23 protein-coding genes are annotated in these 26,971 nt (G+C 38.2%); 1 reads left to right on the forward strand and 22 read right to left on the reverse strand.

Annotation, left to right across the window (positions count from 1 at the left end; genetic code table 11):
* Positions 1–289 precede the first annotated feature (289 nt).
* The 13 genes from RUH74_RS02135 to yfmF all read right to left on the reverse strand — a co-directional run bounded on the left by RUH74_RS02135 (position 290) and on the right by yfmF (position 13,628).
* Positions 290–1,225 carry a dipeptidase gene (locus RUH74_RS02135; RefSeq protein WP_313798605.1) on the reverse strand — a complete coding sequence of 312 codons (936 nt, stop codon included), beginning with the start codon at positions 1,223–1,225 and terminating at the stop codon, positions 290–292.
* A 158-nt stretch (positions 1,226–1,383) separates the two neighbouring features.
* Positions 1,384–1,644, reverse strand: a complete 261-nt coding sequence (gene spoVS / locus RUH74_RS02140; protein ID WP_009791522.1) for a stage V sporulation protein SpoVS — start codon at positions 1,642–1,644, stop codon at positions 1,384–1,386.
* A gap of 273 nt (positions 1,645–1,917) precedes the next feature.
* A complete protein-coding gene (locus RUH74_RS02145; protein ID WP_313798606.1) occupies positions 1,918–2,715 on the reverse strand; it encodes a TIGR00282 family metallophosphoesterase in 798 nt (265 codons plus the stop codon).
* 282 nt (positions 2,716–2,997) lie between these two features.
* Complete coding sequence (gene rny, locus RUH74_RS02150; RefSeq protein ID WP_313798835.1) at positions 2,998–4,563, reverse strand: ribonuclease Y; 1,566 nt, start codon at positions 4,561–4,563, stop codon at positions 2,998–3,000.
* Positions 4,564–4,806: 243 nt separating this feature from the next.
* Entirely contained in the window at positions 4,807–5,847 is a 1,041-nt protein-coding gene (gene recA, locus RUH74_RS02155) for a recombinase RecA (RefSeq protein WP_313798607.1), read from the reverse strand.
* Positions 5,848–6,088: 241 nt separating this feature from the next.
* The gene (locus tag RUH74_RS02160) at positions 6,089–7,342 is read right to left on the reverse strand and encodes a competence/damage-inducible protein A (RefSeq protein WP_313798608.1); all 1,254 of its coding nucleotides are present in this window, start codon (positions 7,340–7,342) and stop codon (positions 6,089–6,091) included.
* Positions 7,343–7,381: 39 nt separating this feature from the next.
* Positions 7,382–7,960 (reverse strand): CDP-diacylglycerol--glycerol-3-phosphate 3-phosphatidyltransferase, encoded by a 579-nt coding sequence (gene pgsA / locus RUH74_RS02165; RefSeq protein ID WP_313798609.1) that lies wholly within the window; start codon positions 7,958–7,960, stop codon positions 7,382–7,384.
* Between the two features lie 51 nt (positions 7,961–8,011).
* Positions 8,012–8,926 (reverse strand): helix-turn-helix domain-containing protein, encoded by a 915-nt coding sequence (locus RUH74_RS02170; RefSeq protein ID WP_313798610.1) that lies wholly within the window; start codon positions 8,924–8,926, stop codon positions 8,012–8,014.
* A gap of 22 nt (positions 8,927–8,948) precedes the next feature.
* Positions 8,949–9,740 carry a DUF3388 domain-containing protein gene (locus RUH74_RS02175; protein WP_313798611.1) on the reverse strand — a complete coding sequence of 264 codons (792 nt, stop codon included), beginning with the start codon at positions 9,738–9,740 and terminating at the stop codon, positions 8,949–8,951.
* A gap of 158 nt (positions 9,741–9,898) precedes the next feature.
* Positions 9,899–10,159, reverse strand: a complete 261-nt coding sequence (locus tag RUH74_RS02180; protein WP_313798612.1) for a DUF3243 domain-containing protein — start codon at positions 10,157–10,159, stop codon at positions 9,899–9,901.
* A gap of 109 nt (positions 10,160–10,268) precedes the next feature.
* A complete protein-coding gene (gene ymfI / locus RUH74_RS02185) occupies positions 10,269–10,991 on the reverse strand; it encodes an elongation factor P 5-aminopentanone reductase (protein WP_313798613.1) in 723 nt (240 codons plus the stop codon).
* 73 nt (positions 10,992–11,064) lie between these two features.
* On the reverse strand, positions 11,065–12,348 hold the full coding sequence (yfmH, locus tag RUH74_RS02190) for an EF-P 5-aminopentanol modification-associated protein YfmH (RefSeq protein ID WP_313798614.1): 1,284 nt from the start codon (positions 12,346–12,348) through the stop codon (positions 11,065–11,067).
* Positions 12,348–13,628 (reverse strand): EF-P 5-aminopentanol modification-associated protein YfmF, encoded by a 1,281-nt coding sequence (gene yfmF / locus RUH74_RS02195; RefSeq protein WP_313798615.1) that lies wholly within the window; start codon positions 13,626–13,628, stop codon positions 12,348–12,350. Before yfmF ends, yfmH begins: the two co-directional genes overlap by 1 nt.
* 392 nt (positions 13,629–14,020) lie before the next feature.
* Here yfmF and brnQ point away from each other — a divergent pair, with 392 nt between their 5' ends.
* Entirely contained in the window at positions 14,021–15,367 is a 1,347-nt protein-coding gene (gene brnQ, locus RUH74_RS02200; protein WP_313798616.1) for a branched-chain amino acid transport system II carrier protein, read from the forward strand.
* 176 nt (positions 15,368–15,543) lie between these two features.
* Here the strand turns inward: brnQ and RUH74_RS02205 are convergent, their stop codons facing one another.
* From RUH74_RS02205 to RUH74_RS02245, 9 genes are all read right to left on the reverse strand, one after another.
* Entirely contained in the window at positions 15,544–16,503 is a 960-nt protein-coding gene (locus RUH74_RS02205) for an ABC transporter permease (protein ID WP_313798617.1), read from the reverse strand.
* Entirely contained in the window at positions 16,504–17,550 is a 1,047-nt protein-coding gene (locus RUH74_RS02210) for an ABC transporter permease (protein WP_313798618.1), read from the reverse strand.
* Complete coding sequence (locus RUH74_RS02215; RefSeq protein WP_313798619.1) at positions 17,543–19,078, reverse strand: ABC transporter ATP-binding protein; 1,536 nt, start codon at positions 19,076–19,078, stop codon at positions 17,543–17,545. Before RUH74_RS02215 ends, RUH74_RS02210 begins: the two co-directional genes overlap by 8 nt.
* Before the next feature lie 258 nt (positions 19,079–19,336).
* Positions 19,337–20,446 carry a BMP family lipoprotein gene (locus RUH74_RS02220; RefSeq protein ID WP_313798620.1) on the reverse strand — a complete coding sequence of 370 codons (1,110 nt, stop codon included), beginning with the start codon at positions 20,444–20,446 and terminating at the stop codon, positions 19,337–19,339.
* Positions 20,447–20,532: 86 nt separating this feature from the next.
* Positions 20,533–21,258 (reverse strand): GntR family transcriptional regulator, encoded by a 726-nt coding sequence (locus RUH74_RS02225; protein WP_313798621.1) that lies wholly within the window; start codon positions 21,256–21,258, stop codon positions 20,533–20,535.
* A gap of 394 nt (positions 21,259–21,652) precedes the next feature.
* Complete coding sequence (locus RUH74_RS02230) at positions 21,653–23,995, reverse strand: DNA translocase FtsK (protein ID WP_313798622.1); 2,343 nt, start codon at positions 23,993–23,995, stop codon at positions 21,653–21,655.
* A gap of 149 nt (positions 23,996–24,144) precedes the next feature.
* Positions 24,145–24,357, reverse strand: coding sequence for a YlzJ-like family protein (locus RUH74_RS02235; RefSeq protein ID WP_313798624.1), 213 nt, complete (start codon positions 24,355–24,357; stop codon positions 24,145–24,147).
* Positions 24,354–25,103, reverse strand: coding sequence for a ClpP family protease (locus tag RUH74_RS02240; RefSeq protein ID WP_396229812.1), 750 nt, complete (start codon positions 25,101–25,103; stop codon positions 24,354–24,356). The genes RUH74_RS02235 and RUH74_RS02240 overlap by 4 nt, the downstream gene beginning before the upstream one ends.
* 157 nt (positions 25,104–25,260) lie before the next feature.
* A complete protein-coding gene (locus RUH74_RS02245; RefSeq protein WP_313798626.1) occupies positions 25,261–26,928 on the reverse strand; it encodes a ribonuclease J in 1,668 nt (555 codons plus the stop codon).
* Positions 26,929–26,971 lie beyond the last annotated feature (43 nt).

The raw sequence follows: 26,971 nt of genomic DNA on the forward strand, positions 1-26,971 counted from the left end.
ACGTTAGAAAAATATGTAAAAACAATACAATAATTGAAATGTAGCACTCTTTCAGAAACCTTATTTGCGATATAATGAACAACCTCTTAAATAAGGAATTTGAATGGGTACTAAACGCTTTCAATTCTAGACCTAAGTCTAAAAAAAAGCAACCCTTTCATACTAATTATTGTCGAAAATATGAATATTTTACAACTAATTAAATAATTATAGATTTGTGCTGTTTTTAGCCCCTAAGTCTCGATAAAAGCGCTACATTTTTCATGATGATAAGTCGATTAGCCCTTTCTTAATACTTATTTTTTGGATATCTACTAATGAAGTTCCTAAACATAAAATTTTCAACCTGTCTACTAGAATAATATTTTACCAACTCATTTATTAAATGGTCAAAATCCTTCACATTCATTAATCCTATTGGCAGCTTTCCATCAGTCCCATCAAAATCCGATCCAAAGCCAACATGCTCTTCTCCTCCAAGTGAGCAAACATATTCAAGATGTCTTAATACATCAGTCACTGTTGCCGATTGCCTGCTTGTTAAAAATTCAGGAACAAAAGTAATTCCTATTACACTATCACGATCAATAAGGGCTGCAATTTGATCATTCGTTAAATTTCTGGGATTCGGGCAAAGGGAATAACAATTCGAATGAGAGGCAAATGGATAGTCACTACACTCAATCACATTCCAAAATCCTCGTTCAGACAAATGAGAAACATCACACCATGTTTCGGTTGAATTTAAAACGCTGACTACTTTTTTTCCAAAGGATGATAACCCTGCACCTCTTTCCTCAAGAATCCCGTCAGCGACATAATTACTATGATTCCAAGTTAGTCCAACTGATGTAACACCTAATCTTAAAAGCGTTTTTAATTTAACTAAATCATTTCCTATCGCATCACATCCTTCTAGAGTTAAAATAGCACCTATTTCATCCTCAGCTAGATTATCAAGATCAAACCGGTTCATAATCACACGTAAATGTGAGGAAGGTTTGATTATTCTTTCATAAAAGAGCTCAATCATGTATAGTGCCGCATTAAATCGCATTTCATAATGGACGGAATCAGGGATAAATAAAGCAAAGCATTGCACTTTTACCCCCCCAGATTTCATCCCATTTAAATTGACATCAAGTTTCTCAGAATTGTGAAAATCAATACTTGCATCCAGAAACATTTTGTAAAGCACGTCACAATGGGCATCAAATATTTTCATTCTTATTTACACCCTTCCGGCTGGCATTTGATTATTAAAAAAAGGACCCGCTTGCTTTTACGGCAAACAGGTCATGTTTAATTGATTACAATATAGCCTTCTGTTGTAATATAGTAAAAAGATTATTTCCAATAAACAAACCCTGATGTCCAATATATTTACCTAGGTTCAACAATTAGCTTTATTGCCGTTCGCTCTTCCCCATCAATCTTAATATCTGTAAATGCAGGGATACAAATCAAATCCACTCCGCTAGGCGCTACAAACCCTCTTGCAATTGCTACTGCCTTTACCGCCTGGTTTAATGCACCTGCACCAATCGCTTGGATTTCGGCACCGCCTCTTTCACGCAGAACACCAGCAAGCGCACCTGCTACAGAATTAGGATTAGATTTTGCTGAAACTTTTAATATTTCCATTCCTAGCTCCTCCTTGTTTTCCCCTCCCGCGTGCCCATGACCTCTTCTTAGACAGCTTTAATCCCATTCAGGTGTGATGCTCTTTCACCTAGTAAAGGGTATGTTTATAAGATAATGCCTTTCGGAAATGAACACGTCAGTATAAATCATTCCATTGCTACTATATTCAGTTCATAAATCACATATTCCGGCTTGGACAAAATAAAGACATAAATCAATTAAAAAAAGACTGTATCCGATAGCCTAATTGCTTTCAGATACAGTCTTTTTATGTTATGAAAAAAACGGATGATCATCATTAATTAATATTCTATTTATTTTTTTGGCTTTTCCACTGATTTTATCAATTTCGATTAACACAGCACTTAACTGCTTACGTCCTTCTTTAGGTACTTCAAATCGAACGGGTAAGTTTGTTAAAAACCTTTTTAACACCGCATCCCGTTCAACACCTAATATTCCGTCATATGGGCCAGTCATGCCAACATCTGTTAAATAAGCAGTCCCATTTGGTAATATCCGATTATCGGCAGTTTGTACATGCGTATGTGTGCCTATAACTGCTGAAACTCTCCCGTCTAAATACCAACCCATTGCTTGCTTCTCGCTCGTTGCTTCGGCATGGAAGTCTACAAAAATCGTCGATGTTCTTTTCTTCGCTTCTTGAATTAATTCATCCGCTTTTTTGAATGGACAGTCTATCGACGGCATGAACGTCCTTCCCTGCAAACTTATTACTGCAATTTCCTCAGTATTAAATTTCAGATAAACAATTCCCTTTCCAGGATTCCCTTCCGGAAAGTTTGCTGGTCTTACTAAATATTTAGCCTGATCGATAAATTCAAAGATTTCCTTATTATCCCACGTATGATTTCCAAGAGTCACAGCCTGTGCTCCTGCTTCTAAAAATCCACGATAGATCTTTTCAGTTATTCCCTTGCCACCTGCTGCATTTTCACCATTAATAATGGTAATTTGTGGCCTGTATTTCTCTTTAAGCTTCGGGACATATTCAGTAATCATGTCACGCCCTTGCGAACCGACAACGTCCCCTACAAACAAAATATTCATTGTACTGCCCTTTCTTTATATGTATTTCTACTAGTTATTGTACCACACTCTGTATCTTTCCACTCTTTTAAGAAAAGCGCAAGCGCATTGATCATCGCCTTGAAAACGCAGAAGGGCTAATTCTTTCAAAAAGGGAGACACAATGAGCGAAAACAAATGGATGTCGACTTAGGATCTACAGTTAATAAGAGATCGGCTGCTTGCAATAGACCATTCTCCTACTTCAACCTTATACTTACTTATCTTCCTCAAAAATAATAAAGCGATGCATTAAGCATCGCCTTATTTCGCATATTCCACGGCCCGTGTTTCACGAATAACCGTTACTTTAATATGTCCTGGATAATCAAGCTCTTCTTCAATCTTTTTTCGAATATCTCTTGCTAGTCGATGTGCCTCAAGATCGTCGATTTGCTCAGGTTTTACTAAAATACGAATTTCACGTCCAGCTTGAATAGCAAAGGACTTTTCAACACCATCATAAGATTCAGAAATCTCTTCAAGCTTCTCAAGACGGCGAATATAATTTTCGAGTGTTTCTCTTCTTGCTCCTGGACGAGCTGCTGATAACGCATCTGCTGCAGCAACCAGAACAGCAATAATTGAGGTAGGTTCAGTGTCTCCATGATGGGAGGCGATGCTATTAATCACAATTGGATGTTCCTTATATTTCGTAGCAAGTTCTACCCCTATTTCAACATGGCTTCCTTCTACCTCATGGTCAATTGCCTTACCGATATCATGAAGCAAGCCTGCACGGCGGGCTAATACTTCATCTTGACCAAGTTCCGCAGCTAGTAAACCTGAGAGCTGTGCAACTTCCATTGAATGCTTCAGTACATTTTGACCATAGCTTGTCCGGAATTTAAGTCGACCAAGGATTTTAATAAGATCCGGATGGAGGCCGTGAACACCTACTTCAAAAGTCGTCTGTTCACCAATTTCACGGATATGCTCATCCACTTCTCGGCGAGCTTTATCAACCATTTCCTCAATCCGTGCAGGATGAATTCGTCCGTCCTGTACTAGTTTGTCTAAAGCTAAACGAGCAGTTTCTCGGCGAATTGGATCGAAACCTGATAAGATGACAGCCTCTGGTGTATCATCAATAATAAGATCAATACCCGTTAAGGTTTCAAGCGTTCGAATGTTTCGGCCCTCTCGTCCAATAATTCGGCCCTTCATCTCATCATTCGGCAGATTTACCACAGATACTGTTGTTTCAGCCACATGATCGGCAGCACAACGTTGGATTGCCAGTGACAAGATATCCTTCGCCTTCTTATCTGCTTCTTCTTTCGCGCGAACTTCGCCCTCTTTTATCATTATCGCGACATCATGAGCCACTTCCTGCTCGACTCGCTCCAAAATGATGGACTTCGCCTCTTCACGAGTTAAGCCCGAGATGCGTTCCAGCTCAGCTTTTTGTGCACGTACCATCTCGTCCACTTTGCTTTCCATCTCTTCAATATGCTGTTGTCTTTTGTTAAGAGAATCGTCCCTCTTCTCTAAAAGTGTTTCGCGTTTATCTAACGTTTCATCTTTGCGATCAAGATTTTCTTCCTTTTGCAGTAAACGATTTTCTTGTTTTTGCAATTCACTTCTTCGATCACGAATCTCACGTTCTGCCTCTGTTCGAAGCTTATGAATTTCATCTTTCGCCTCAATTAGAGCTTCTTTCTTTATTGCATCCGCTTCTCGCTTTGATTCTTCTAAAATCTGCTCTGCTGCATCTTTAGCTCCTGCAACTTTTGCCTGAGCAATGGACTTACAAACAAAATAGCTAACAACCGCACCAACGAATAGGCCAAGCAAACTGGAGATGATGATTGCTGTTAAAAGTTCCATCATTTCACCTCCTCTTGCTATGAACTTTTTGTGTTACGTTTTTAAAGTGTGGGCATGTACAAGGAAACTACATACACCACTTAAGCTTTTCAACGTTTTTCATATCATCATAAAATGTAAAATATACATTTTTAATTGTAAAGCTGTGGTATTTCATTGTCAAGGCTTACTCTAGTACACACCTGTTATTTATCTTCATTATAAAAAAGCAAAGCTCTCAGCTTTGCTTTTTTCGCCACTATATTAATCAATTAGTTGAAATTCCTCTTGTTCATCATCACCGCTTACAACATGATCTCCATCGAGACCATAATGGTCACGGATTTGCGTTTGAATTTGCTGACGGATTTCAGGATTTTCTTTCAAGAACAGCTTAGCATTTTCCCTTCCTTGGCCCAGACGCTCATCATTAAAGGAATACCATGATCCACTCTTTTGAACAATATCCAATTCAGAGCCTAGATCAATAATTTCGCCGTCCTTTGAAATTCCTTCTCCATACATAATATCGACTTCAGCTACACGGAATGGAGGTGCAACTTTATTTTTAACAACTTTAATCTTTGTTTTGTTACCAACAATATCTTGTCCTTGCTTTATCGCCTCTGCACGGCGCACTTCAAGACGGATTGTTGAATAGAACTTCAACGCACGTCCACCTGGAGTTGTCTCTGGATTTCCGAACATAACCCCAACCTTTTCACGGATTTGGTTTATGAAAATAGCAATTGTTTTCGATTTATTGATTGCACCTGATAGTTTACGAAGGGCTTGAGACATCAAACGTGCTTGTAATCCAACATGCGAGTCCCCCATTTCACCTTCGATTTCTGCTTTAGGCACGAGGGCTGCAACTGAGTCAATAACAAGAATATCAACTGCACCGCTTCTTACAAGTGCTTCAGCAATCTCTAACGCCTGCTCTCCAGTATCTGGCTGCGAAAGCAATAATTCATCGATATTAACGCCAAGCTTCTGCGCATAAACTGGATCAAGCGCATGTTCTGCATCGATAAATGCAGCCTGTCCGCCAGCTGCTTGCACCTCCGCAATGGCATGTAGGGCAACCGTTGTTTTACCTGAGCTTTCTGGTCCATATGTTTCAATAATCCGTCCTCTTGGATACCCGCCAACTCCAAGTGCAATATCCAAGGCAAGAGATCCGCTAGGAATAGTAGAAACTTTCCGATCTGTTTGCTCCCCAAGCTTCATGATTGAACCTTTACCAAATTGTTTTTCTATTTGTTTTAACGCCATTTCCAGTGCTGCTTGACGATCACTCATTCATACTTCCTCCTCTTTAACTTTCAAAAAGTCTAAGTTTTGCTCTCGTTCAAAACCTAAGTCTACTATAACCGTTTTCTTGCCGTTTGTCGAGCAAAAAAGCGAACATCTATTCTTCTTTTTTTATTGCTTGCTCATTGATAAAAATGAAAGAATCATAGGAGAGAAATGATATTTTCAAAGTAATTTCATATAAAAAATGAAACAACACAATCGTGTAATTAAAAAAAATCAGAATGCACTACTTGGCATTCTGATCTCCTTTTAATCGCCGGATTAAAAAATGGCAGGCATACTTAACACTTCTTACTCGGATGGCCTCCCTTGATCCACCAAAGTTTAGCTTTTCAACTTGTACAGGTTTATTCTTTATGGAAATACCTATGTAAACTGTCCCTACCGGCTTGCCTTCTAACTCATCAGGACCCGCAACACCTGTAAAACTGATGCCAATATCCGCATTCATTAAGGAGGCGACGTTTTTAGCTAATTCACGAGCACATTGCTCGCTCACAACACCATTTTCAGCAATTGTTTCTTTCTGAACATTTAACACATTTGCTTTTACTTCATTCGTATAACAAACAACTCCGCCTTTTAGAAGTTCTCCTGCTCCAGGGACTGCTGTAAATTCCTGCTGGAACATCCCTCCTGTTAAACTCTCAGCACAAGCAATCGTCAGCTTTTCTTCCTTCATTCGCTTTATTAATTCATGCATCAAGGATGTTTCATCATAACCATATAAATATTCGCCAACTCGAGAAATAATTTCATTTTCGGTCTCATCTAAAAGTCTTAAAGCAGTATCCATTTGCTCATGCTTGGCTGTTAAACGAAGAGTTACCTCTCCATCAGATGCAAGAGGTGCAATCGTTGGATTGGTTTGAGCATCTATTAAATCTTCAATTTCTGTTTCAAGCATCGCTTCTCCAATCCCGAAAAATCTTAAAACACGAGATAGAATCACATCGTCCTCTTGAAGTATGGATCGAAGAGCCGGGTAGCCATATTTCAAAAACATTGGCTCCATTTCCTTCGGCGGTCCTGGGAGAAGCATATAGATATGTTTATCTCCTTCAAGCAGCATCCCAGGAGCCATCCCATGATCATTCGGAAAAATATGTGAATCCTCCAAAACAATCGCCTGTTTTTTATTATTTTCTGTCATTATTTTGTTTGTTCGTTCAAAAAAAAGTTCAATTGACTGGAGAGCTTCATTATTCATAATCAGCCTTTTATTCACATGCTTAGCGATCGTTTCCTTCGTTAAATCATCTTTGGTCGGTCCTAGACCCCCAGTGAAAATTAGAAGATCCGAACGATCTTCAGCAATTTCAATCACTGCTTTAAGGCGATCCGGGTTATCGCCAACACAAGTATGATAAAAAACATTAATCCCCAAATCGGCAAGCTGTCTTGACAAAAAGCGTGCATTTGTATTAACAATCTGCCCAAGCAATAGTTCGGAACCAACTGCAATTATTTCTGCATTCATGTAAACGCCACCTTATTTATATAGGATGAAAAAAGAACATTATTTAGAATTGATAAAGGCCCCCTTATTTTTGGCAAAATAGTCCCAGCCAGACCAAATCGTAAACACGAGTGCTACCCAAAGTGCTATATCATCAAAAGGAATCGAAAGCATTTCAAATATAATGTTATGCAGCAATAGTGCAGAAATAGCGACAATTTGTGTCCATGTTTTGATTTTCCCCAACTGATTTGCTGCCACAACCTCTCCTCCGCCCGCAAGAATAAGGCGCAAACCTGTAACAGCGAATTCTCGGCTAATAATTACAATAACAATCCAAGAAGGTGCGAAGCCAAGCTCAACCAGCACAATTAAGGCTGCAGACACAAGCAGCTTGTCAGCAAGCGGGTCAAGAAACTTACCTAAATTCGTAACAAGATTATATTTCCTGGCAAAATGCCCATCCACCCAGTCAGTTGCTGAAGCGATAATAAAAATGAGTGCTCCAACTAGATGAGTGACAGGAAGCGTAGCTCCCAATAATGAAAGCTCCCCCCATGAAAAAGGAACAAGCATTACAATTAAAAATAACGGGATTAGAAAAATTCTAGAAATAGTGATTTTATTTGGCAAATTCATGATTGTACCTCCAATATAGTAATAACGCGAAAAATAGTCATCGGACGATGACTATTCGTTGTTCGGTAAGTAGCGAATGGTAATATTCTGCGTAACCGATTGAGTCGGAGGAATAGCGTACTCAACTTTTTCATCATTTACATAGATTTCTGTCTCAGTTGATTTACCGATGACAATTTCAGCTTCCATTTCCTTAGAAAAATCTATTACCTGACTTTCATTTTCGCCCTTTTTCAGCGTCCCAGAAAAAAAGGACGTACCTTTTCCATTTAAAATATTGACCCATGTTTCTCCAGTAGAAACGACCTTCAATTCAAACCGGTCCGTATTTTTCAATTCATATACAGTTTTTTTGCCGCTTGATTGGGCAACAGTGATCTCTTGCTTAGGAGCTTCAATCTCCTCTTCAGCAGTTTCTTCTTCAGTCGTCTGATCTTCCTGTGTTGCTGAATTTCCACTAGTATCTCGTTCGGTGTCTTTTTCATTATCCTTAGCAAATTCATCCGATTCCTCAATACGTACAGGCTCTTTTCCAGTATTTTCAACGGGTTCCTTCGAATTGTTCCCATCAGTAGATTTTTGAAAAAAAGCGTAAGCAACAGCCAATGCCCCAATTATAAAAATTACAATTAATATTTTCGGAAGAATTTCAAAAACTTTTGATCTTCCTGTAGAAACATTCTGTCTCGTTTGGACGCGTGAAAGCTTTTCTGGAATATCATCATTTATCGTAGAAGGTATTTCACTTTTAAACTGCTCGAAAACCTCCTCAGGTTCAAGCCCTACTGCCTCCGCATACTGCTTAATAAACGCCCTTACATAAAACTGTCCGGGCATCATACTATAATTTCCTTCTTCAATACCAATTAAATATCGCTTTTGAATTTTAGTATCTGCCTGCAAGTCATCAAGACTCATGTTCTTAGCCAATCGTGCTTCCTTCAGTCGATTACCGAGTTCTGTCAATTTACAACACCTTCCAACTCACTTAAAAATCAAATCCGCCAAATTCAGAATCAGAAAACATCTTGCTTTTATTAACAATGTCATATTTTATTTCTTCTTCTGGGTCATGACGAAGCTCAATAATATAATCGAAGTCATCGATAGAATATTGAGTGTTTTCTACAAAAATATCTGGGTGCTCCACCACTTTTATTGCGGGAAGACTCATTATCTCACGGACAAGCTGCCAATGCTTTTCATTCGCTCTTCTGGATGAAACAATCCCATCTATTATGAATAGATTGTTTTCATTGTATTCATCATGAATAAGCTGATTGCGAATCGTTTGTTTTAAAAGAGTTGAAGAAACAAATAACCATCGCTTATTTGCGCAAACACTTGACGCAACAATTGATTCTGTTTTTCCTACTCGCGGCATTCCTCGTATTCCTATTAGCTTGTGCCCTTCCTGCTTAAATAATTCTGCCATAAAATCAACTAATAATCCAAGCTCGTCCCTTACAAACCTGAAAGTCTTCTTATCATCAGCATCTTGTTGTATGTATCTTCCATGCCGGACAGCTAAACGGTCCCTTAATTTCGGAACACGCAGTTTTATTAATCTTATTGTATCCATCGTATGTAATATTGACTCTAACCGAACAATTTGTTCATAGTTTTTTGCTAAAATTAATAAGCCTCTGCGGCCTTGTTCTACCCCGTTAATCGTTACAATATTTATCGAAAGCATTCCGAGAAGGGAAGAAATATCACCAAGCAACCCTGGACGGTTCTTTGTTATTTCATATTCCAAATACCATTCTGTTTTACTCATAAAGACCTCCTTTAGCCGTTGCCAATCGATTTTTCTTACCTCCTATATCATAAATGATTTCCTTAAAAGATGAAAGGATAAACCTATGCAAAAATTGCCATTATACATTTTTCGAAAAATTAAAAAAGAGAGGAGCTTGCCTCTCTTTTTTAACCAACTTATTTTTGTGTCCCGTTATCCTCTACAAGCTTTACCATCATGCTCGCAATGGCTTGCTGTTCATCCTTACTAGCAACAGACCAAAGGTCAGCGAGAATTTTTTCTTGTTCATTTTTCGGCTCCACTTGTTTCGCTAAGTAATCGCCAATTTGATAAGCAAGGTTATTAACCGTGTCTTTACTCATTCCTTGCTGCTGTCCCTGATCGAGACGATCACCAAGAAAGTCTTTCCATTGCTGCCAATTGTCAAGTACAGACATGATATTATCCTCCTTCATTAAAACAATGTTGTACACCATTGTACATTGTTATTTTGGATGTCGGAGAGACAAAATATGCATGATATTTATTTACTGTTGTATGAACATATTACGTATGCCAGCCTCCATTGACAGCAAGGACTTGACCAGTTATATAAGATGCCTGATCTGAAAGCAGAAATGATACTGAATCAGCTATATTTTCAGGTGAAGCGAGTCTTCCCATGGGAATATCATTTTTTATTCCCTCAAGCTCATCAAAGGAGAAGCCGTCGAGCATCGCTGTCTGCACAGCTCCAGGAGCGACGGCATTTACTCTAATTCCATTAAATGCTACTTCCTTACTTAACGCTTTAACAAAGGCTATTTGCGCCCCCTTTACGGTGGAATACGCTACTTCACATGCAGCTCCCGTCTGCCCCCAAATCGAGGACATGACAACAACATTTCCTCCCCCATTGGAAAGCAGCTTTGGTAAAAGCTCCTTTGTTAGTAAAAGCGGTGTTCTCACGTGGATATTTATTAATGAATCCGCCTGCTCTTCATCCAATTCGTGCAAGAGTCCATAATGACTTGTTCCGCTGTTATGTATGATAGCATCAACGGAAAAAATGTTTTTCACCACATGCTTATACCCTTTAGTTGTCGTAAGATCCGCTTGAATTGGAATATATTCTCCTCCGAAAAACTTCAATTGTTCTAATAACTGTTCAATGGCATTCTTATTTTTATTGTAATGCAAATATAAGGAATAACCTTGCTCAGCTAATTTAATCGCAATTGCTCCTCCAATTCCCCCGCTAGCTCCCGTTATTAATGCGAACTTTTTCATTTTTTCTACACCCATTTCCGCAAACTGAAGAAAGCGCCACTATATTAGCGCTTTTTCCTTCTATACATCTTAATTATTTTTTGGGAACAACCTGGCAAACCGTAAATTGCTCTTCTGAAATCAGTTCATCTGCCGCCAGCTCTATATCTGCTAATGTAATGCTTTCAAGCGTTGGCACCACATCAAATAAATCCATATCATTAAACGCATACCTAGTAAATTGGTTGGCGATATATTCAGGTGAATTAACAGCCCGTAAAAAAGTGCCGATCTTCTTCTTTTTCGTTCGCTCAATGCTTTCGTCAGTAATCGTTCCCTTTGCTCCTAAAATGATCTTTTTGATTGAGTCGGCAAGTTGATCAGGATTGCTTGTATCCCCGCCAATCATCGCAAAACCAAACCCATTCTCCTCTGTGTAATCAAAGGAAAAGGTTTCATCAATCAGCCCTTCATTATACAACAAACTGTAATGTTCTGAACTCTTTCCAAATAAAATATCGAGCATCACATTTAAGCTCAATTCCTTTTTTAGCATTTCTTTTCCTGATTGATTAGTGTTTCGCGCTTTTATTCCTACTAAACATTTAGATGTTTGCACATTCATCTCTAATACCTGTTTTTTCTCAACAACCACTGTAGGCTCATCTTCAAACTGTCGTTTAATTTCGGGCAGCTCTTTATAATCTTTACGTTCTTGGTTATCCTTTACCATCTTCATGATTTGTTCCTGATCGACAGGTCCAACTATAAATAATAGCATATTGCTCGGATGGTAAAACGTTTCATAACACTCATAAAGCATATCCTTTGTAATATGAGAAATCGATTCAATTGTACCAGCAATATCAATTTTTACTGGGTGGTTTTTATACATGTTTTGAATGAGCCCAAAATATAAACGCCAATCTGGATTATCATCATACATGGTAATTTCCTGCCCAATAATCCCCTTTTCCTTTTCAACCGTTTTCTCAGTAAAATACGGCGCTTGCACAAAATCAATTAACGTTTCAAGATTTTTCTCTACATTTGATGTGCTTGAAAATAAATACGCCGTTCTTGTAAAAGAGGTGAAAGCATTTGCCGAAGCTCCCTGTTTGCTAAATTGCTGAAATACATCGCCATCTTCTTTTTCAAACAGCTTGTGCTCTAAAAAATGGGCTATTCCGTCGGGAACTTTTACAAAATCCTCTTTTCCCGGTGGCAGAAAATGATTGTCTATCGATCCATATTTCGTAGTGAATGTTGCGTATGTTTTATTGAATCCTTGTTTTGGTAGTATATATACATCAAGTCCATTATCCAGTTTTTCATAGAATAATTCTTCCTGCAACTGTTCAAATATGATTTTTTTCATTATTTTACATCCCCCTTTCCAGTTAAAAAGTAAACAGTATCTAAGTTAATCTTTTTTGCAGCAGCAATAATATCTTCCTTTGTCACAAGATCCATTTTTTCCAACCACTCATCGAGAGAGATGTCATTCTTAGAAATAACATTATGGTAAAGAATTTCGACCATCCCTCTTGAAGTATCAACCGTTTCTAGTAGCTGGTTTTTAATGACTGCTTTCGTTTGCACAATCTCCTCTTCGGAGAAATCTCCTATTTTCATTGCATCCATTTGTTCATGAATGATACGTACTGCTTGATTATAATTTTTATTATCGATTCCTGACATGACCATCATTAATGCTTTATGGCTTTCAAGTCTGCTTGCAACATAATAGGCAAGACTTGCTTTTTCTCTAACATTGATAAATAGCTTGGAATGAGAGAATCCGCCAAATATCCCATTAAATACTTGCAGGGCATAATAATCCTCATCTCCGTACTTAATATTTGTTCGGTAGCCAATGTTTAATTTTCCTTGTTTTACATCTTGCTCTTCGATTACTTCATGTACATTATCTTTCGCATTATGACTAGATGAATCAATTAGTAGAGGCGCTCGATCAGAAAAATTGAATATGTCGGTAGCTACACTATATACCTCTTCCTCGTTCACGTCTCCGACAATATATAGATCAAGCTCATCCTGCTTCATAGCGTTTTGATAATATTCATATAAGCTTTCTGCTGTAATTGCATCTACTGCGCCCATTTCCCCATGAACATGGAGAGAGTACGGTTCCTCTTTACACATTTCTTGGACCAACCGAAAATTTGAGTAGCGCATTTTATCGTCATAAACAGATTGTATTCTTTGTTTTAACGTTCGTTTTTCATTATCAACTGTTTCTTTATGAAAAGCTCCTTCTTTCACATTCGGTTTTATTAATAATCCAGCTAAAAATTCAATTGCTTTTTTTAAAAGGGGTGTCGGATCGGATAAAAACTTTTCATTAGCAACTTCCAGTGAAATACTTATGATATGGTACTCACCCTTTTTGGCTAAGTCCACATATAAACTAGCCCCATATAGCTCATCTAGAAAAGATCGCAGCTTTCCTGTTGTCGGAAATTCCTCACTGCTGCTTTGTAACACATAAGGCAAAAGTGCCCGCAAGGTAGCATCTTCTTTATTTAACGGTGCCTTCATTTTCCATACGATCATATTGGTTTTATACTTATCGGTTTTTACAATATGAACTTTATAGCCAGCCATTGGTTTAACCGTTTCTGCAATAATATTCATATGACGCCCTCCTAATTGTATGTATGTATCTCGTCCAAGATTTATTTTCTGCAAACTCCTTTAAATTAAATCATATTCTAACTATAACTTGCCCTATTTCTTATTTTCAAGTTATTACCTGCAATAGTATGCTTGTAAAATCATATTAGATTACGACATGCCCAGAACCTTATCGGTATTGAGTTTTTCATACAAAATACATAGTAAGAATGAGAAATTACTAAATATTTTATTGAAATAATATATTGTGTCTATTATCCTTATATGTTATTTTATTTAAGCGATAAATAATAGTGCCCAGGAATTGGCAGAAACTTTTAAAAATTATTTCTAAATAGTAATTTTTAAAATAATCGATTTAAAAGGGGAATTAGCAGAAGGGGGGAGTAGTTGTGAATCAAAAGATTCCAACTTCTTATATTTTTGTTTTAGGGTTAATGCTTTTTGCGTTATTTTTTGGAGCAGGAAATTTAATATTTCCAATTATGATGGGTCAGGAAGCAGGAGAAAATATCTGGATAGCTATGGCTGGATTTGTCATTACAGGTATAGGATTACCAATATTAACTGTTATTGCTTTAGGTTATTCTGGGAAAAGTGATATTCAATCATTAGCGGCTAGAGTTCATCCAATGTTTGGGTTAATATTCTCTATTATTTTATACTTAGCTATTGGGCCATTATTTGCGATACCAAGAGCAGGAACGGTTTCCTTTGAAATTGGTATTCGTCCATTAATTCCAGAATCTATGGATACGATGGGGCTATTAATTTTCTCAATTATTTTCTTTGCAATCGCAACATTGCTTTCACTAAATTCTTCAAAAATTGTTGACATCTTAGGTAAATATTTAACACCTATTAAAATTAGTTTTTTGTCTCTTTTAGTTATAGTGGCAATCATTAAACCACTTGGCGCCCTTCAAAAACCTATTGGTAAATATACAGAAGGTTCATTCTTCGGTGGTTTTTCAGAAGGATATTTAACGATGGATGTTTTAGCAGCTTTCGTATTCGGTATCATTATTATCAATTCACTTCGCTCTAAAGGTGTGGAATCAGGCAGAGTGATTATGGTATCTACAATGAAGGCGGGTTTAATTGCGGCAGTTCTTTTAGTATTCTTTTATAGTGCATTAGCATTTATGGGAGCAAGCAGTGTTTCGGAATTAGGTATATTGGATAATGGCGGCTCCGTTTTAGCTGGAGTAGCTAATCTCTACTTTGGTTCATTTGGTGGTGTCATACTTGGCGCTCTCATCACTATTGCTTGTATGACTACTAGTGTAGGGCTACTCAGTTCTTGCGCTTCCTATTTTAATAAAATTTTGCCTAAAATTTCTTATCGGAGTTTTGTTATCATTTTTGCCATTTTTAGTACAGCTGTTGCAAACTTTGGATTAAGCCATTTGATTTCTATTTCTACACCAGTACTTACGGCCATTTATCCATTAGCAATTGTTTTATTAATATTAACCTTCTTCCATAATGCATTTAGCGGGAAGAAGATCGTCTATCAATTAGGGATGTTTTTTACATTTATCGTAAGTTTCTTTGACGGATTGAATACAGCTGGATTCGGTATAAAACCAGTTGACCAATTATTTACTTCTATCCTGCCATTATATGACGTTGGGTTAGGCTGGGTATTACCTGCGTTTATAGGGGTAATGCTAGGAATTATTATTGGTTTGTTTAATCCGAAGAGGAAGGAAAAAGAGGAAGAACAATTAATTTAATAGCCATTAAAGGTAGCCACAAAATATTAAAGTTTTTCTTTAATATCTGTGGCTTTTTTATTTAGAAAAATTGAAAAAAATCTGTTTCGATTATGGATAGGAAAAAATTCTAGAATCGTATTAAAGGCAAAGAAAAAGACCCACTCTTCATTTAAGAGTAAGGTCTTTCAAACGTTTTAACGGTTTCCTTTAATATATGGTACTCCAGATGCTTTCGGTGCGTCTGCACGGCCGATAAACCCTGTTAACGCAAGAATAGTCAGCACATATGGAGCAATTAATAAATATACATTAGGAATGTTCTCAAGGAACGGCAAGCTTGAGCCAATAATACTTAAGCTTTGCGCGAAACCAAAGAATAAAGCTGCACCCATCGCACCAAGCGGATGCCATTTACCAAAGATCATCGCAGCAAGTGCCATAAACCCTTGTCCACTAATCGTTGCATGGCTGAAATCAGATGTAATGGATTGTGCATAAATTCCACCGCCGATTCCGCCAAGCGCACCGGATAAAATAACGGCTATATAACGAATTTTTGTTACATTAATCCCCATTGTATCTGCTGCCATCGGATGTTCACCAACTGAACGGAGCCTTAAGCCAAATGGTGTTTTGAAAATAACATACCAGGCAATAATTGCAATAATAATTGCCACATAAGAGGTGTAATATGTGTTTGAGAAGAATATTCTTCCTAAAATAGGGATATCACTCAGAATCGGTATATCTACTTTGCTAAACCCTTTTTGAATGATATCTGTTTGTCCTTTATCATACATAAATTTCACAAGAAACAATGATACGCCTACCGCTAATAAGTTAATAGCTACCCCTGAAACGGTTTGGTCTGCTCTGAAGGTAATAGAGGCAACCGCATGAATAACTGAGAAAAGTCCCCCAACAACCATCGCTGCCAATAGAGACACCCAAGGAGTCATATCCCCAAAAACATCAGCAAATGTCAGATTAAAAACGATTGCGGTAAATGCACCAATTACCATCAAACCTTCTAGACCGATGTTAACTACACCGGAACGCTCTGAAAAGGTACCGCCAAGTGCTGTAAAAATAAGTGGTGCCGCCCACAGCATGGTTGAAGGGATAACAATTGATAGTATATCCATTAAGTTCACTTACTTCGCCCCCTTTTTGCCGATACGATCAATAAAGATGCGGATCATATAACTTGCAGCTACAAAGAAAACGATTAATGCAATTATGATATCGACAAGTTCATTTGGTACACCTGCTTCAAGCGGCATATTCAGCGCTCCTACTTTTAATGAACCAAATAGAACTGCAGCTAAAATGATGCCAATTGGTGTATTTCCGCCTAGTAACGCAACGGCGATTCCATCGAAGCCGACACCTGTAAAGCCACCTCTTATAGAAGCATAGCCAAATGTTCCAAGGCCTTCCATTGCACCAGCAAGACCGGCAAAAGCTCCAGAAATAACCATGGATAAAATGATGTTTGATTTTACACTCATACCCGCATATTCTGATGCATGTTGATTAAAGCCTACTGCTTTCAATTCATAGCCTCTAGAAGTTTTTTCTAACAGGAACCACATAATAAAAACACATATAAGTGCGACGATAATTCCCCAGTGTAACCGTGAATAATCTGTTAAACCTTCAAGAAATGGAGAACGAAGAGAAGCTGATTCAAAAACATCCGCTGTCCGGTCACTATTTTCTGAAAGTACTTTTCTTATAATATAGTTTGCAACATGCAATGCTACATAGTTCATCATAATTGTAACAATAACTTCATGCACTCGAAATTTTGCTTTTAAAAGACCGGGTATAAAAGCCCAGAGTGCACCTGCTGCTGCAGCTGCTAGGACAGCTAATGGAAGGTGAATCACTTTAGGTAATTCAAAAGCCACTCCAACCCATACTGCTGCAAGCCATCCTACTATTAATTGGCCCTCTACACCTATATTGAAAAGACCTGTTTTAAAGGCAAATCCTACTGCAAGACCAGCAAGAATATATGGAGTCACCTGACGAATTGTTTCCCCAGTATAATAAATATCTCCAAATGCTCCATCCCATAGAGCAATAAATGCTGCACCAGCATCATAACCGGTTATTAACATAATAATTGTACCGACAATAATCCCCAATAGAACGGCAAGAATCGGCACGATAATATTTTTCATACGACTAGACATCTGCTTTTTCACCTGCTTCCTTCCGTTTAGAACCGGCCATCAATAAACCTAATTCCTGTTCCGTCGTTTCCTTCGGATCAACAATCGCAACGATCTGCCCTTCATAAATTACAGCAATACGGTCACTTACATTCATAACTTCATCAAGTTCAAATGAAAGTAAGAGAACCGCTTTTCCATTATCACGCTGTTCAATTAGACGCTTATGAATAAATTCAATCGCTCCGACATCAAGACCGCGTGTAGGCTGTGCAGCAATTAGCAAATCAGGATTTCGATCGACTTCACGTCCAATAATCGCCTTTTGCTGATTCCCTCCAGATAATGCTCTTGCAGGTGTATATTCGCTCGGAGTACGGACATCAAACTCAGAAATTAACCCCTTTGCTTTTTTATAAATTTCTTTATAGTTTAATATTCCACCATTAGAATATGGTTTTTGATAATACGTTTGTAAAACCATATTTTCCCCAATCGGAAAATCAAGAACTAGTCCATGTTTGTGACGATCCTGTGGAATATGTCCTACACCAGATTCGGTTACCTTCCTCGGTGAAAAATTACGAATTTCCTTCCCATTTAACAGGATTGAACCGCTCTCAGACTTTCGGAGACCTGTAATTGCTTCTAGCAATTCGGTTTGGCCGTTGCCATCCACACCAGCGATGCCTACAATCTCCCCGGCTCTGATTGTAAGGTCTAAGCCATTAATTGCTGGCAGCCCGCGGGCATCTTTTACTCTTAAATCTTTTATTTGCAGAACTTCCTGTTTTGGACTGGCTTCTATCTTTTCAGTTTTAAAAGTTACTTCACGGCCAACCATCAAGCTAGCTAAATCATTCGGATTCGTTTCACTCACATTAACCGTCCCAATACCAACGCCTTTACGAATGACCGTTACCCGATCACACACTTCCATTATTTCTTTTAACTTGTGCGTGATTAATATGATTGACTTCCCTTCTTTAATCAGCGTCTTCATTATTTGGATTAGCTCGTGAATTTCTTGCGGAGTAAGAACGGCAGTTGGTTCATCAAAAATTAAGATTTCAGCACCACGGTATAGCGTTTTCAATATTTCGACACGCTGCTGCATCCCTACAGAAATATCTTGAATTTTCGCACGCGGGTCAACAGCTAAACCATATCTCTCAGATATTTCACTAACCTTTTTTTCAGCTGTTTTAATGTCAATTTTCCCGCCTTTTGTAATCTCACTGCCAAGGATAATATTTTCTGTAACTGTAAACGGATCAACAAGCATAAAATGCTGATGGACCATTCCAATTCCCAAATCATTGGCAATATTCGGATTAGTAATTTTAACAGACTTGCCTTTTACACGAATTTCGCCCTTTTCCGGCTGATATAAACCGAATAGGACGTTCATTAGTGTAGACTTACCTGCTCCATTTTCACCAAGCAAAGCATGGATTTCACCCTTTTTTAACTGCAGTGTAATGTTATCATTTGCTACAATCCCAGGAAATTCCTTACGGATACCCAGCATTTCAATTACGTATTCCATTTCTTCACTCCTTTTATAATAAGGAAATTTTTAGTAGTAAGAGGTCAGACTTTTAAAACTGAAAAAATAAGCTATAGAAAATACTTCTATAATTTTTAAATCCTTACTAGACTATAAGTGGTGAATCTAAGTGAAAAGTTGATTCATATCAACCCTTCAATTAAATTACCAAAATTGAATAGTCTTTATATAATCGCTTAAAAAAGGAATAAGGGGTCAGTCGTACAACCCGCTTATTCCGTTTTACTTCACATAAAATTATTCTGCTTTGAAATTAGCTAGCTCGTCTTTTGTACCTGGAACAGTGATGTCACCATTTTTGATTTTGTCTGTCCATTCTTTTACTGCAGCTTCGATATCTGCTTTTGTTGTTACTTCGTCATTAATTGGAGCTAAGCTAACACCATCTTCAGCTAAACCGTAAACAATTGTTTCTCCGCCAGGGAAGTTTCCTTCCATTGACTTCTTCGAAATATCTTGAACGGCGTGAGAAACACCCTTCATCGCAGATGTAATGATTACATTATGTTCTTTACCGTCGATTTCAACTACGCCCTCACCTGATTGGTCAGAGTCAACACCAATTGCCCAAATTTCTCTTGTAGGATCTTTTTTCTTAAGATCTTTTGCTTCTGTAAATAATCCGTTACCAGTACCACCAGCTGCGTGGAAAATTACATCAGCACCAGAAGAATACATTTGTGCAGCAGTTGCTTTACCTAAGTCTGCTTTATCGAATGCACCTGTATAATGAACATCTACTTTAATATCAGGATTTACAGCTTGGATACCCGCTAAGAAACCAGCTTCGAAACGCTCAATAACTGGGCTTTCCATTCCGCCGATAAAGCCAATATGATTTGTTTTTGTTGTTTTTGCAGCAGCTACTCCAGCAAGGAATGCTGCTTCTTGCTCTTTAAATAATACGCTTACAACGTTTGGCTGTTCAACCACATCATCAATGATTCCGAAGTGAACGTCTTTTTGTTGCTTCGCAATTGTGTCAACGTCAGCTTTTAATTTAAACCCGATTCCGAAAATTAAAGAAAAATCTTCACGAGCAAGCTTATTTAAGTTAGTCGCATAGTCTGCATCTGATTTAGACTGAAGGTAGTCATATCCGCCTTTCCCTTGCTTAAGTCCATTTTCAGCACCGAAAGCTTCAAGGCCTTCCCAAGCAGATTGGTTAAATGATTTGTCATCAACACCGCCAACATCTGTTACCATTGCAACTGAGAACTTGCTTTCTTTATCTCCGCCGTCCTTAGCTGTACCTTCGTCCTTTTTATCACCATTTCCACAAGCACCTAAAATCGTTCCGGCAGCTAGTGCAAGTGACAAAACTACACCAAATTTGCGTTTTTTCAAGGTATGTACCCCCTATTGTTATTTTTATCCCGACAGTAGAATCTATTAGAGCAGTGATTCATTTAAGCCTATAAACCCCTTAATTTTTAAATTCTTTTTCTAAGGACTTGGAAGCTAAACTTATCTGCTCTAAAATAATTGACTGAATACAGAATCGGCTCGTCCATTTCATCGAAATGCATTTGCTTAAGTACAAGCAAGGCAGTTTCAGGATCACATTCGAGGATTGGAGAAACTTTTTCGTGATATCCTATCGGTTCGATAGAAGCAACAGCATAAGTAATCTTCCGGCTAGTTCCGTATTCAAGCATATTGAAAATGGATTCCTGCTCGTGAGAAAACGTACCAGTAAGTATTTTATCAGGTACTTTATCTATACAATACACAACCGGTTCACCATTTGCTGTTCTAACCCTTTCTATCACGACAATTTCTTCATCCATCTCACAGGAGAAACGGCGTACATCCTCTTCTGTTGGTCCCATTGTTGATGAACTTAAGAAAATGGTTCCAGGCTTCATTCCTGCTTGCAATATCATGTCAGTAACGCTGCTTAGCTGTTCAATACCTGAAGTAAATAGTGGCTTCGCATTTACAAATGTACCCACTCCATGACGTCGAATGATAACGTTTTCTTCTTCGAGAATACGAAGAGCTTCCCGGAGAGTCGCTCGGCTAACGCCAAGCTGTTTAGCAAGATCGAACTCAGAAGGAAGTTTCTCTCTTTCCTTATAAATACCGTTCTCAATATCTTGCTTCAAATGGTCAATCACTTGTAAATATAAATGCCGGTTATCTGACTTAATAGACATTCAGTGTTCCTCCAACCAATTTTCGTAAAGGACATCAGACCTCTGATGTTCAATCATTCCTACTAATCGAAAATACTATAACACTTTTTACCCAATAATGAAATAGTATTTTCAAAAATGACTTAAAAAGCTGGTTATATTCTCACTGACATTTTTAATTCCGAGAACAGAAAACGATATAGTCTTTGAAAACGGTATCATCTAGGCTGCATATAAATTTCCACTACATTGGACATATTTATGAAATACCTATATCTTTATCGATTTTATAGCTAATCTCATCGAAATTCTGTCTTTTTTTTACCAGTTTATTAGTATAGCATAAAAAAGGATCCACCTGCAGATGGACCCTTTTTGGCTATTGTTTTAGCTCTAGCGCTTTCGCCTTACTAAATTATGAACTTGCTTCGTCAGAAGGCTTACCAAGGAGAACTGCCCTCGGCTTACTCCCTTCATATGGACCGACAATTCCTCTTGCTTCCATTTCATCAATCAGCCTTGCAGCCCTTGAATAGCCAATTCGAAAGCGACGCTGCAGCATGGAAACAGATGCAGTCTGCATTTCAAGAATAAGCTCAACTGCTTCATCATATAGATCATCGTCAACTTCAGCTGTTGTTTCTGGTATATCATCTGGGATCATTTCTTCTTGGTATTGGGCTTTTTGCTGTTCAATGACAAAGCTGACAACTTCCTCAACTTCTTCATCCGACAAAAATGCTCCTTGAACTCGAACAGGCTTGGAAGCACCGACTGGCAGGAAGAGCATATCTCCTCTGCCAAGCAATTTTTCAGCCCCGCCCATATCAAGAATTGTACGTGAATCTGTTGCAGATGAAACGGCAAAAGCAATTCGAGAAGGAATATTCGCTTTAATGACTCCTGTGATGACATCAACTGAGGGGCGCTGTGTTGCAATAATTAGATGGATTCCCGCAGCACGAGCCATTTGTGCAAGCCTTGTTATTGCATCTTCAACATCTGAGGATGCAACCATCATTAAATCAGCAAGCTCATCCACAATCACGACAATGTATGGCAGTAGCGGCTGCTGGCCATCCTCTTCTGCATTATGTCTTTTCACATAATCATTATACCCTTCAATATTTCTTGTTCCTGAATGAGAGAATAGTTCATAACGTCTCTCCATCTCACTAACAACTTTTTTTAATGCTTGAGATGCTTTTTTTGCATCGGTTACTACCGGTGCCAGCAAATGAGGAACCCCATTATATACATTTAACTCTACCATTTTAGGATCAATCATCATCATTTTCACTTCATGCGGTTTTGCTCTCATTAAGATACTCGTAATAATGCCATTGATACAGACACTTTTTCCGCTTCCCGTTGCACCTGCCACTAGTAAGTGGGGCATTTTATTTAGTTCTGCTAATACTGACTCACCTGTAATGTCACGGCCAAGTCCAATTAATAGTTTCGAGTTCGGTTTATCATTTTGTTTTGATTCAATCACTTCTCTTAACGACACCATGGCAACTTCCGAATTTGGAACTTCAATACCGATGGCTGACTTCCCTGGGATTGGCGCCTCTATTCGTATATCCTTTGCTGCTAGAGCAAGTGCTAAATCATCATTTAAGCTGACAATTTTACTCACCTTCACCCCTACATCTGGATGCACCTCATATTTCGTCACAGCTGGTCCTAAATGGACTTGAGTTACCCTTGCCTTTACACCAAAGCTTTGGAAGGTCCTTTCGAGCTTGGCAGCATTTGCGTGGATTAATTCATATTCGCCACTCTGATCCGTCAGCCGGGGGAGCTTTAATAATCTCATTGGCGGCAGTTCATAATCTTTATTCTCAACTTCTGTAAATGTGATTTGCGGCGAGGAATCTATTTCTGCTTCAGAAGTGGAAGGCTCTTTCTCCTTATTGGATCCATCACCGTCTGTTTTCTCATTCTCATACGCTGCCTTTTGTGTAAAACTAGAAATAATAGGTTCAGGATTAGACTCTTCGAAGAAATCTTTTCGATTAGTAATCATCATACTAGGTTCTGTTTCTTGTTCCTTTTCTTTTTCATTTAACTCTTTTAATTGGGCTTGCCTAGCTAATTTTTTTTCTTTTTGTGCCTCTTTCCATTCTTTCATATCGCTTATAAAAGCTTCCCATTGTCTTTTCATGACATTCGAAATGCCTGATCCCATTTTACCTAGAGCATCCCCAAGTGTTTTTCCTGTTAAAAGGATAAAGCCAATAATAATAAGGACGAATGCAATTATTTTTGTTCCAGCTTCATCAAACAGAAAATAAAAGAGGGCAAATAGGGTTGCGCCAAGCATTCCTCCGCCTAAATCTGTTGTACTTGTTTCTCCATTGACTTCCATCCAAAACAATTCCCAAGTATTTGCAATTACACTTGGGTCCTGAAATTTGCCGTCATTCGATAGCAGCTGGAAAAGAGAAACATGGCTCAATAAGAGGAGAGAGGATATGATTAAATAGAATCCGATTAATTTCGTATGTAATAGATATGGGACCGTTCTTTTCCACATAAGATAGCCCGCAAAAACAACTAAGCATAATAGACTGAGCATATACCACTCACCCATGAAGAAGCGGAAAAACATAACTGTGGCTTTTCCTACTGCTCCAAGCTTTGCCATTGCGATGGCGGATAAGGCAATTAATACTAAAGCAAACAGCTCATATTGGAGTGTTTTCTTTATATTTTCTTTTTTTCGTGTTCTTCTACGCTTTTTTTTAGCCATTTGATCACCTAATTAAATTTCTTCTTTTTCCCATTTTAAACAAAAATATCATTCCTCATCCAATATTCAGTTTGAATGAATGAAAGAAAGCAGCCAATCGTGGCTGCTCTGAAGTTTTCTTCATTATATCATATTGCATCCATACACTGTTACGCTAATGTTATTTTTGTACCTGGTGTATATTTTTCATCCATGAAATGAGCGGGGTCACTGCTCATTACCCGAATCACAGTACATTCCCGACTTCCTTCCATTTCTACAAGAAGTGGAATTCCATTATGTGTTACCATTGCTTGTTTGCTATATTCAGCTGCCTCTGTTGGAAAAACAAGCTCATGAGGCATTGATGTATAAAGAATCATTGAACAATCCCTTCATTCCCTTGTTTATTTTTCTCTATCAATTCATCTAATTTTTTGAGCGCTTGCCCAATTCCGCCAACCCCATCAATTAACCCATACTCAACAGCATCTGTTCCGACTACATTTGTTCCAATATCCCTAGTTAGATTGCCTTTTGCAAACATCAAGTCCTTGAAGCGTTCCTCAGAAACATTCGAATGTTTAGTAACAAAATTAATTACCCGATCCTGCATTTTATCCAAATACTCGAAAGTTTGCGGGACTCCTATCACGAGTCCAGTTAATCTAATCGGATGAATCGTCATTGTCGCTGTTTCAGCAATAAAGGAATAGTCACAGGAAACAGCAATTGGTACGCCAATCGAATGTCCTCCTCCAAGCACGATCGAAACTGTTGGTTTTGACAATGAAGCAAGCATTTCAGAAATAGCCAATCCTGCCTCCACATCTCCCCCTACCGTATTTAAAATGACAAGCAATCCTTCAATTTTTGGATTTTGTTCAATCGCAACAATTTGCGGGATGAGATGCTCGTATTTTGTTGTTTTATTTTGCGGCGGCAGTTGGAGATGTCCTTCAATTTGTCCAACAATCGTTAAACAATGGATTTTTGAATCTTGCGAAAGCTGTGGGACATTTGTTTGACCTAGCTGCTGTATTTTATCAATCAGACTTGGCGGTTGTTCTTCTTTTGTTTGATCAGGCTGTTCATTTAAAGAATCATTCTGTTTTTTTTCATTTCCCATCATTTTTTTCTCCCTTCAATCCAATAAAGCTGGAATTCTTAAGCCATATAGGTTTAGTATGGTCGTTGATGGGGATTTAATGCGGAGAAACCATTAATGAACAAATATGCAAGCACCTTCTGGTAGTAGTGAATCAGACGATGCCCTTTTGTTTAGATTATATCTCCATAATAATAGGGAGTATCATTGGTCGTCGTTTTGTTTTCTCAAACAAATATTGGTTCAGTTCATCTCTCATATCTTGTTTGATACCTGTCCAATCAAAAGAATCTTTTGAAATGCTTTTTTCAACGATGTCGCGAACTTTTTTTGATGCTTCCACAAGCAGCTCTTCTGACTCCCTTACGTAAACAAACCCTCTTGAAATGATCTCCGGTCCAGCTGATATTTTTTTCTCTTTTTTATTTAAGGTCACAACTACTAATAATATTCCATCTTGTGATAGAAGCTTGCGATCTCTTAGTACAATGTTCCCGACATCTCCAACCCCGCTTCCATCTATGAGCACATTCCCAGCAGGGATACGGCCAGCTGGACGAAATATCCCATCTGCTAGTTCTACCACTTCACCTTTTTCAGGTATAAAAATCTGTTCATCTGTTAAGCCACATTCCATCGCTAATTTTGCATGCGCATGTAACATCCGAAATTCGCCATGAACTGGAATAAAAAACTTCGGTTTCATTAAGTTAATCATAAACTTTAATTCTTCTTGGCTTCCATGACTTGACGTATTGAAAGTTCCTCTTCCAGAAATCACACTGGCACCTGCTCGGTACAACATATCAATCGTCTTAGCAATGAATACCTCGCTTCCCCTTATTGGCGATCCCGCAAGAAGAACGGTATCTCCTTTTCTAACATTCACTTGCTTATGGGTTTGCTTAGCCATTTTCTGAAGCACTTCAATCGGCTCACCTTGCGCCCCAGTTGTTAATATCACGAGTTCATCATCAGTATAAGCTGATAGTTCTGTAATTGGGATCATCGTATCTTCAGCTACATGTAAATATTGTTGCTGGAGAGCTATATCCACTGCCGTTTGTGAAAATCTGCCCACAATCGCTACTTTTCTACGACTTGCAAAAGCAGCATCAAAAATATGCTGAATTCTTATAATGTCTGAAGCAAAGGAAGCAGCAATAATTCTTCCTTGTGCTTGATGAAATACATCCGTAACCTGTTTTACTACTTTTGATTCTGATAAAGAATAACCGGGCTTTTCTGCCTCTGTGCTATCAGATAAAAGACAGAGAACGCCTTCATCACCAATTTGCGCCATTTTGCTAATATCTGTTTTATATCCATTTGCAGCTGCTTGATCAAACTTAAAATCCCCCGTATAAACTATGTTTCCTTCCACCGTATGGATGCAAATGCCAACACTGTCAGGAATACTATGAGTTGTATGATAAAAGGATACTTCGCTTGAGCTGCATTTAATTTTGGTATCCGTACAGACCTCGATAAAATTTAGCTTTCCTTTAAATTCCTGTTCCTTCACTTTCACTTTCGCGAGTTCAAGTGTAAGTTTTGTCCCATACACAGGAACATCGATTTCACTAAGAATATAGGAAAGAGCACCAATATGATCTTCGTGCCCATGTGTTAAAAATATGCCTTGTACCCGTTCCTTATTTTGCGTTAAATAAGTGATATCAGGAATGACAATATCAATTCCGAGCATTTCATTTTCTGGAATCATCAGTCCAGCATCCAGTACAAAAATGTCCTCATCCACTTCCACAAGGTACATATTTTTGCCGAATTCCCCTACTCCTCCAATTGCCATTACCTTGATGCTTGTTTTTCGTTGATTGTTCAATGTAAACTTCCTCCTACAATATGTTGTCCGACCATAGATCAGT

Source organism: Cytobacillus sp., from assembly GCF_032154635.1.
Classification (GTDB): Bacteria; Bacillota; Bacilli; order Bacillales; family Cytobacillaceae; genus Cytobacillus.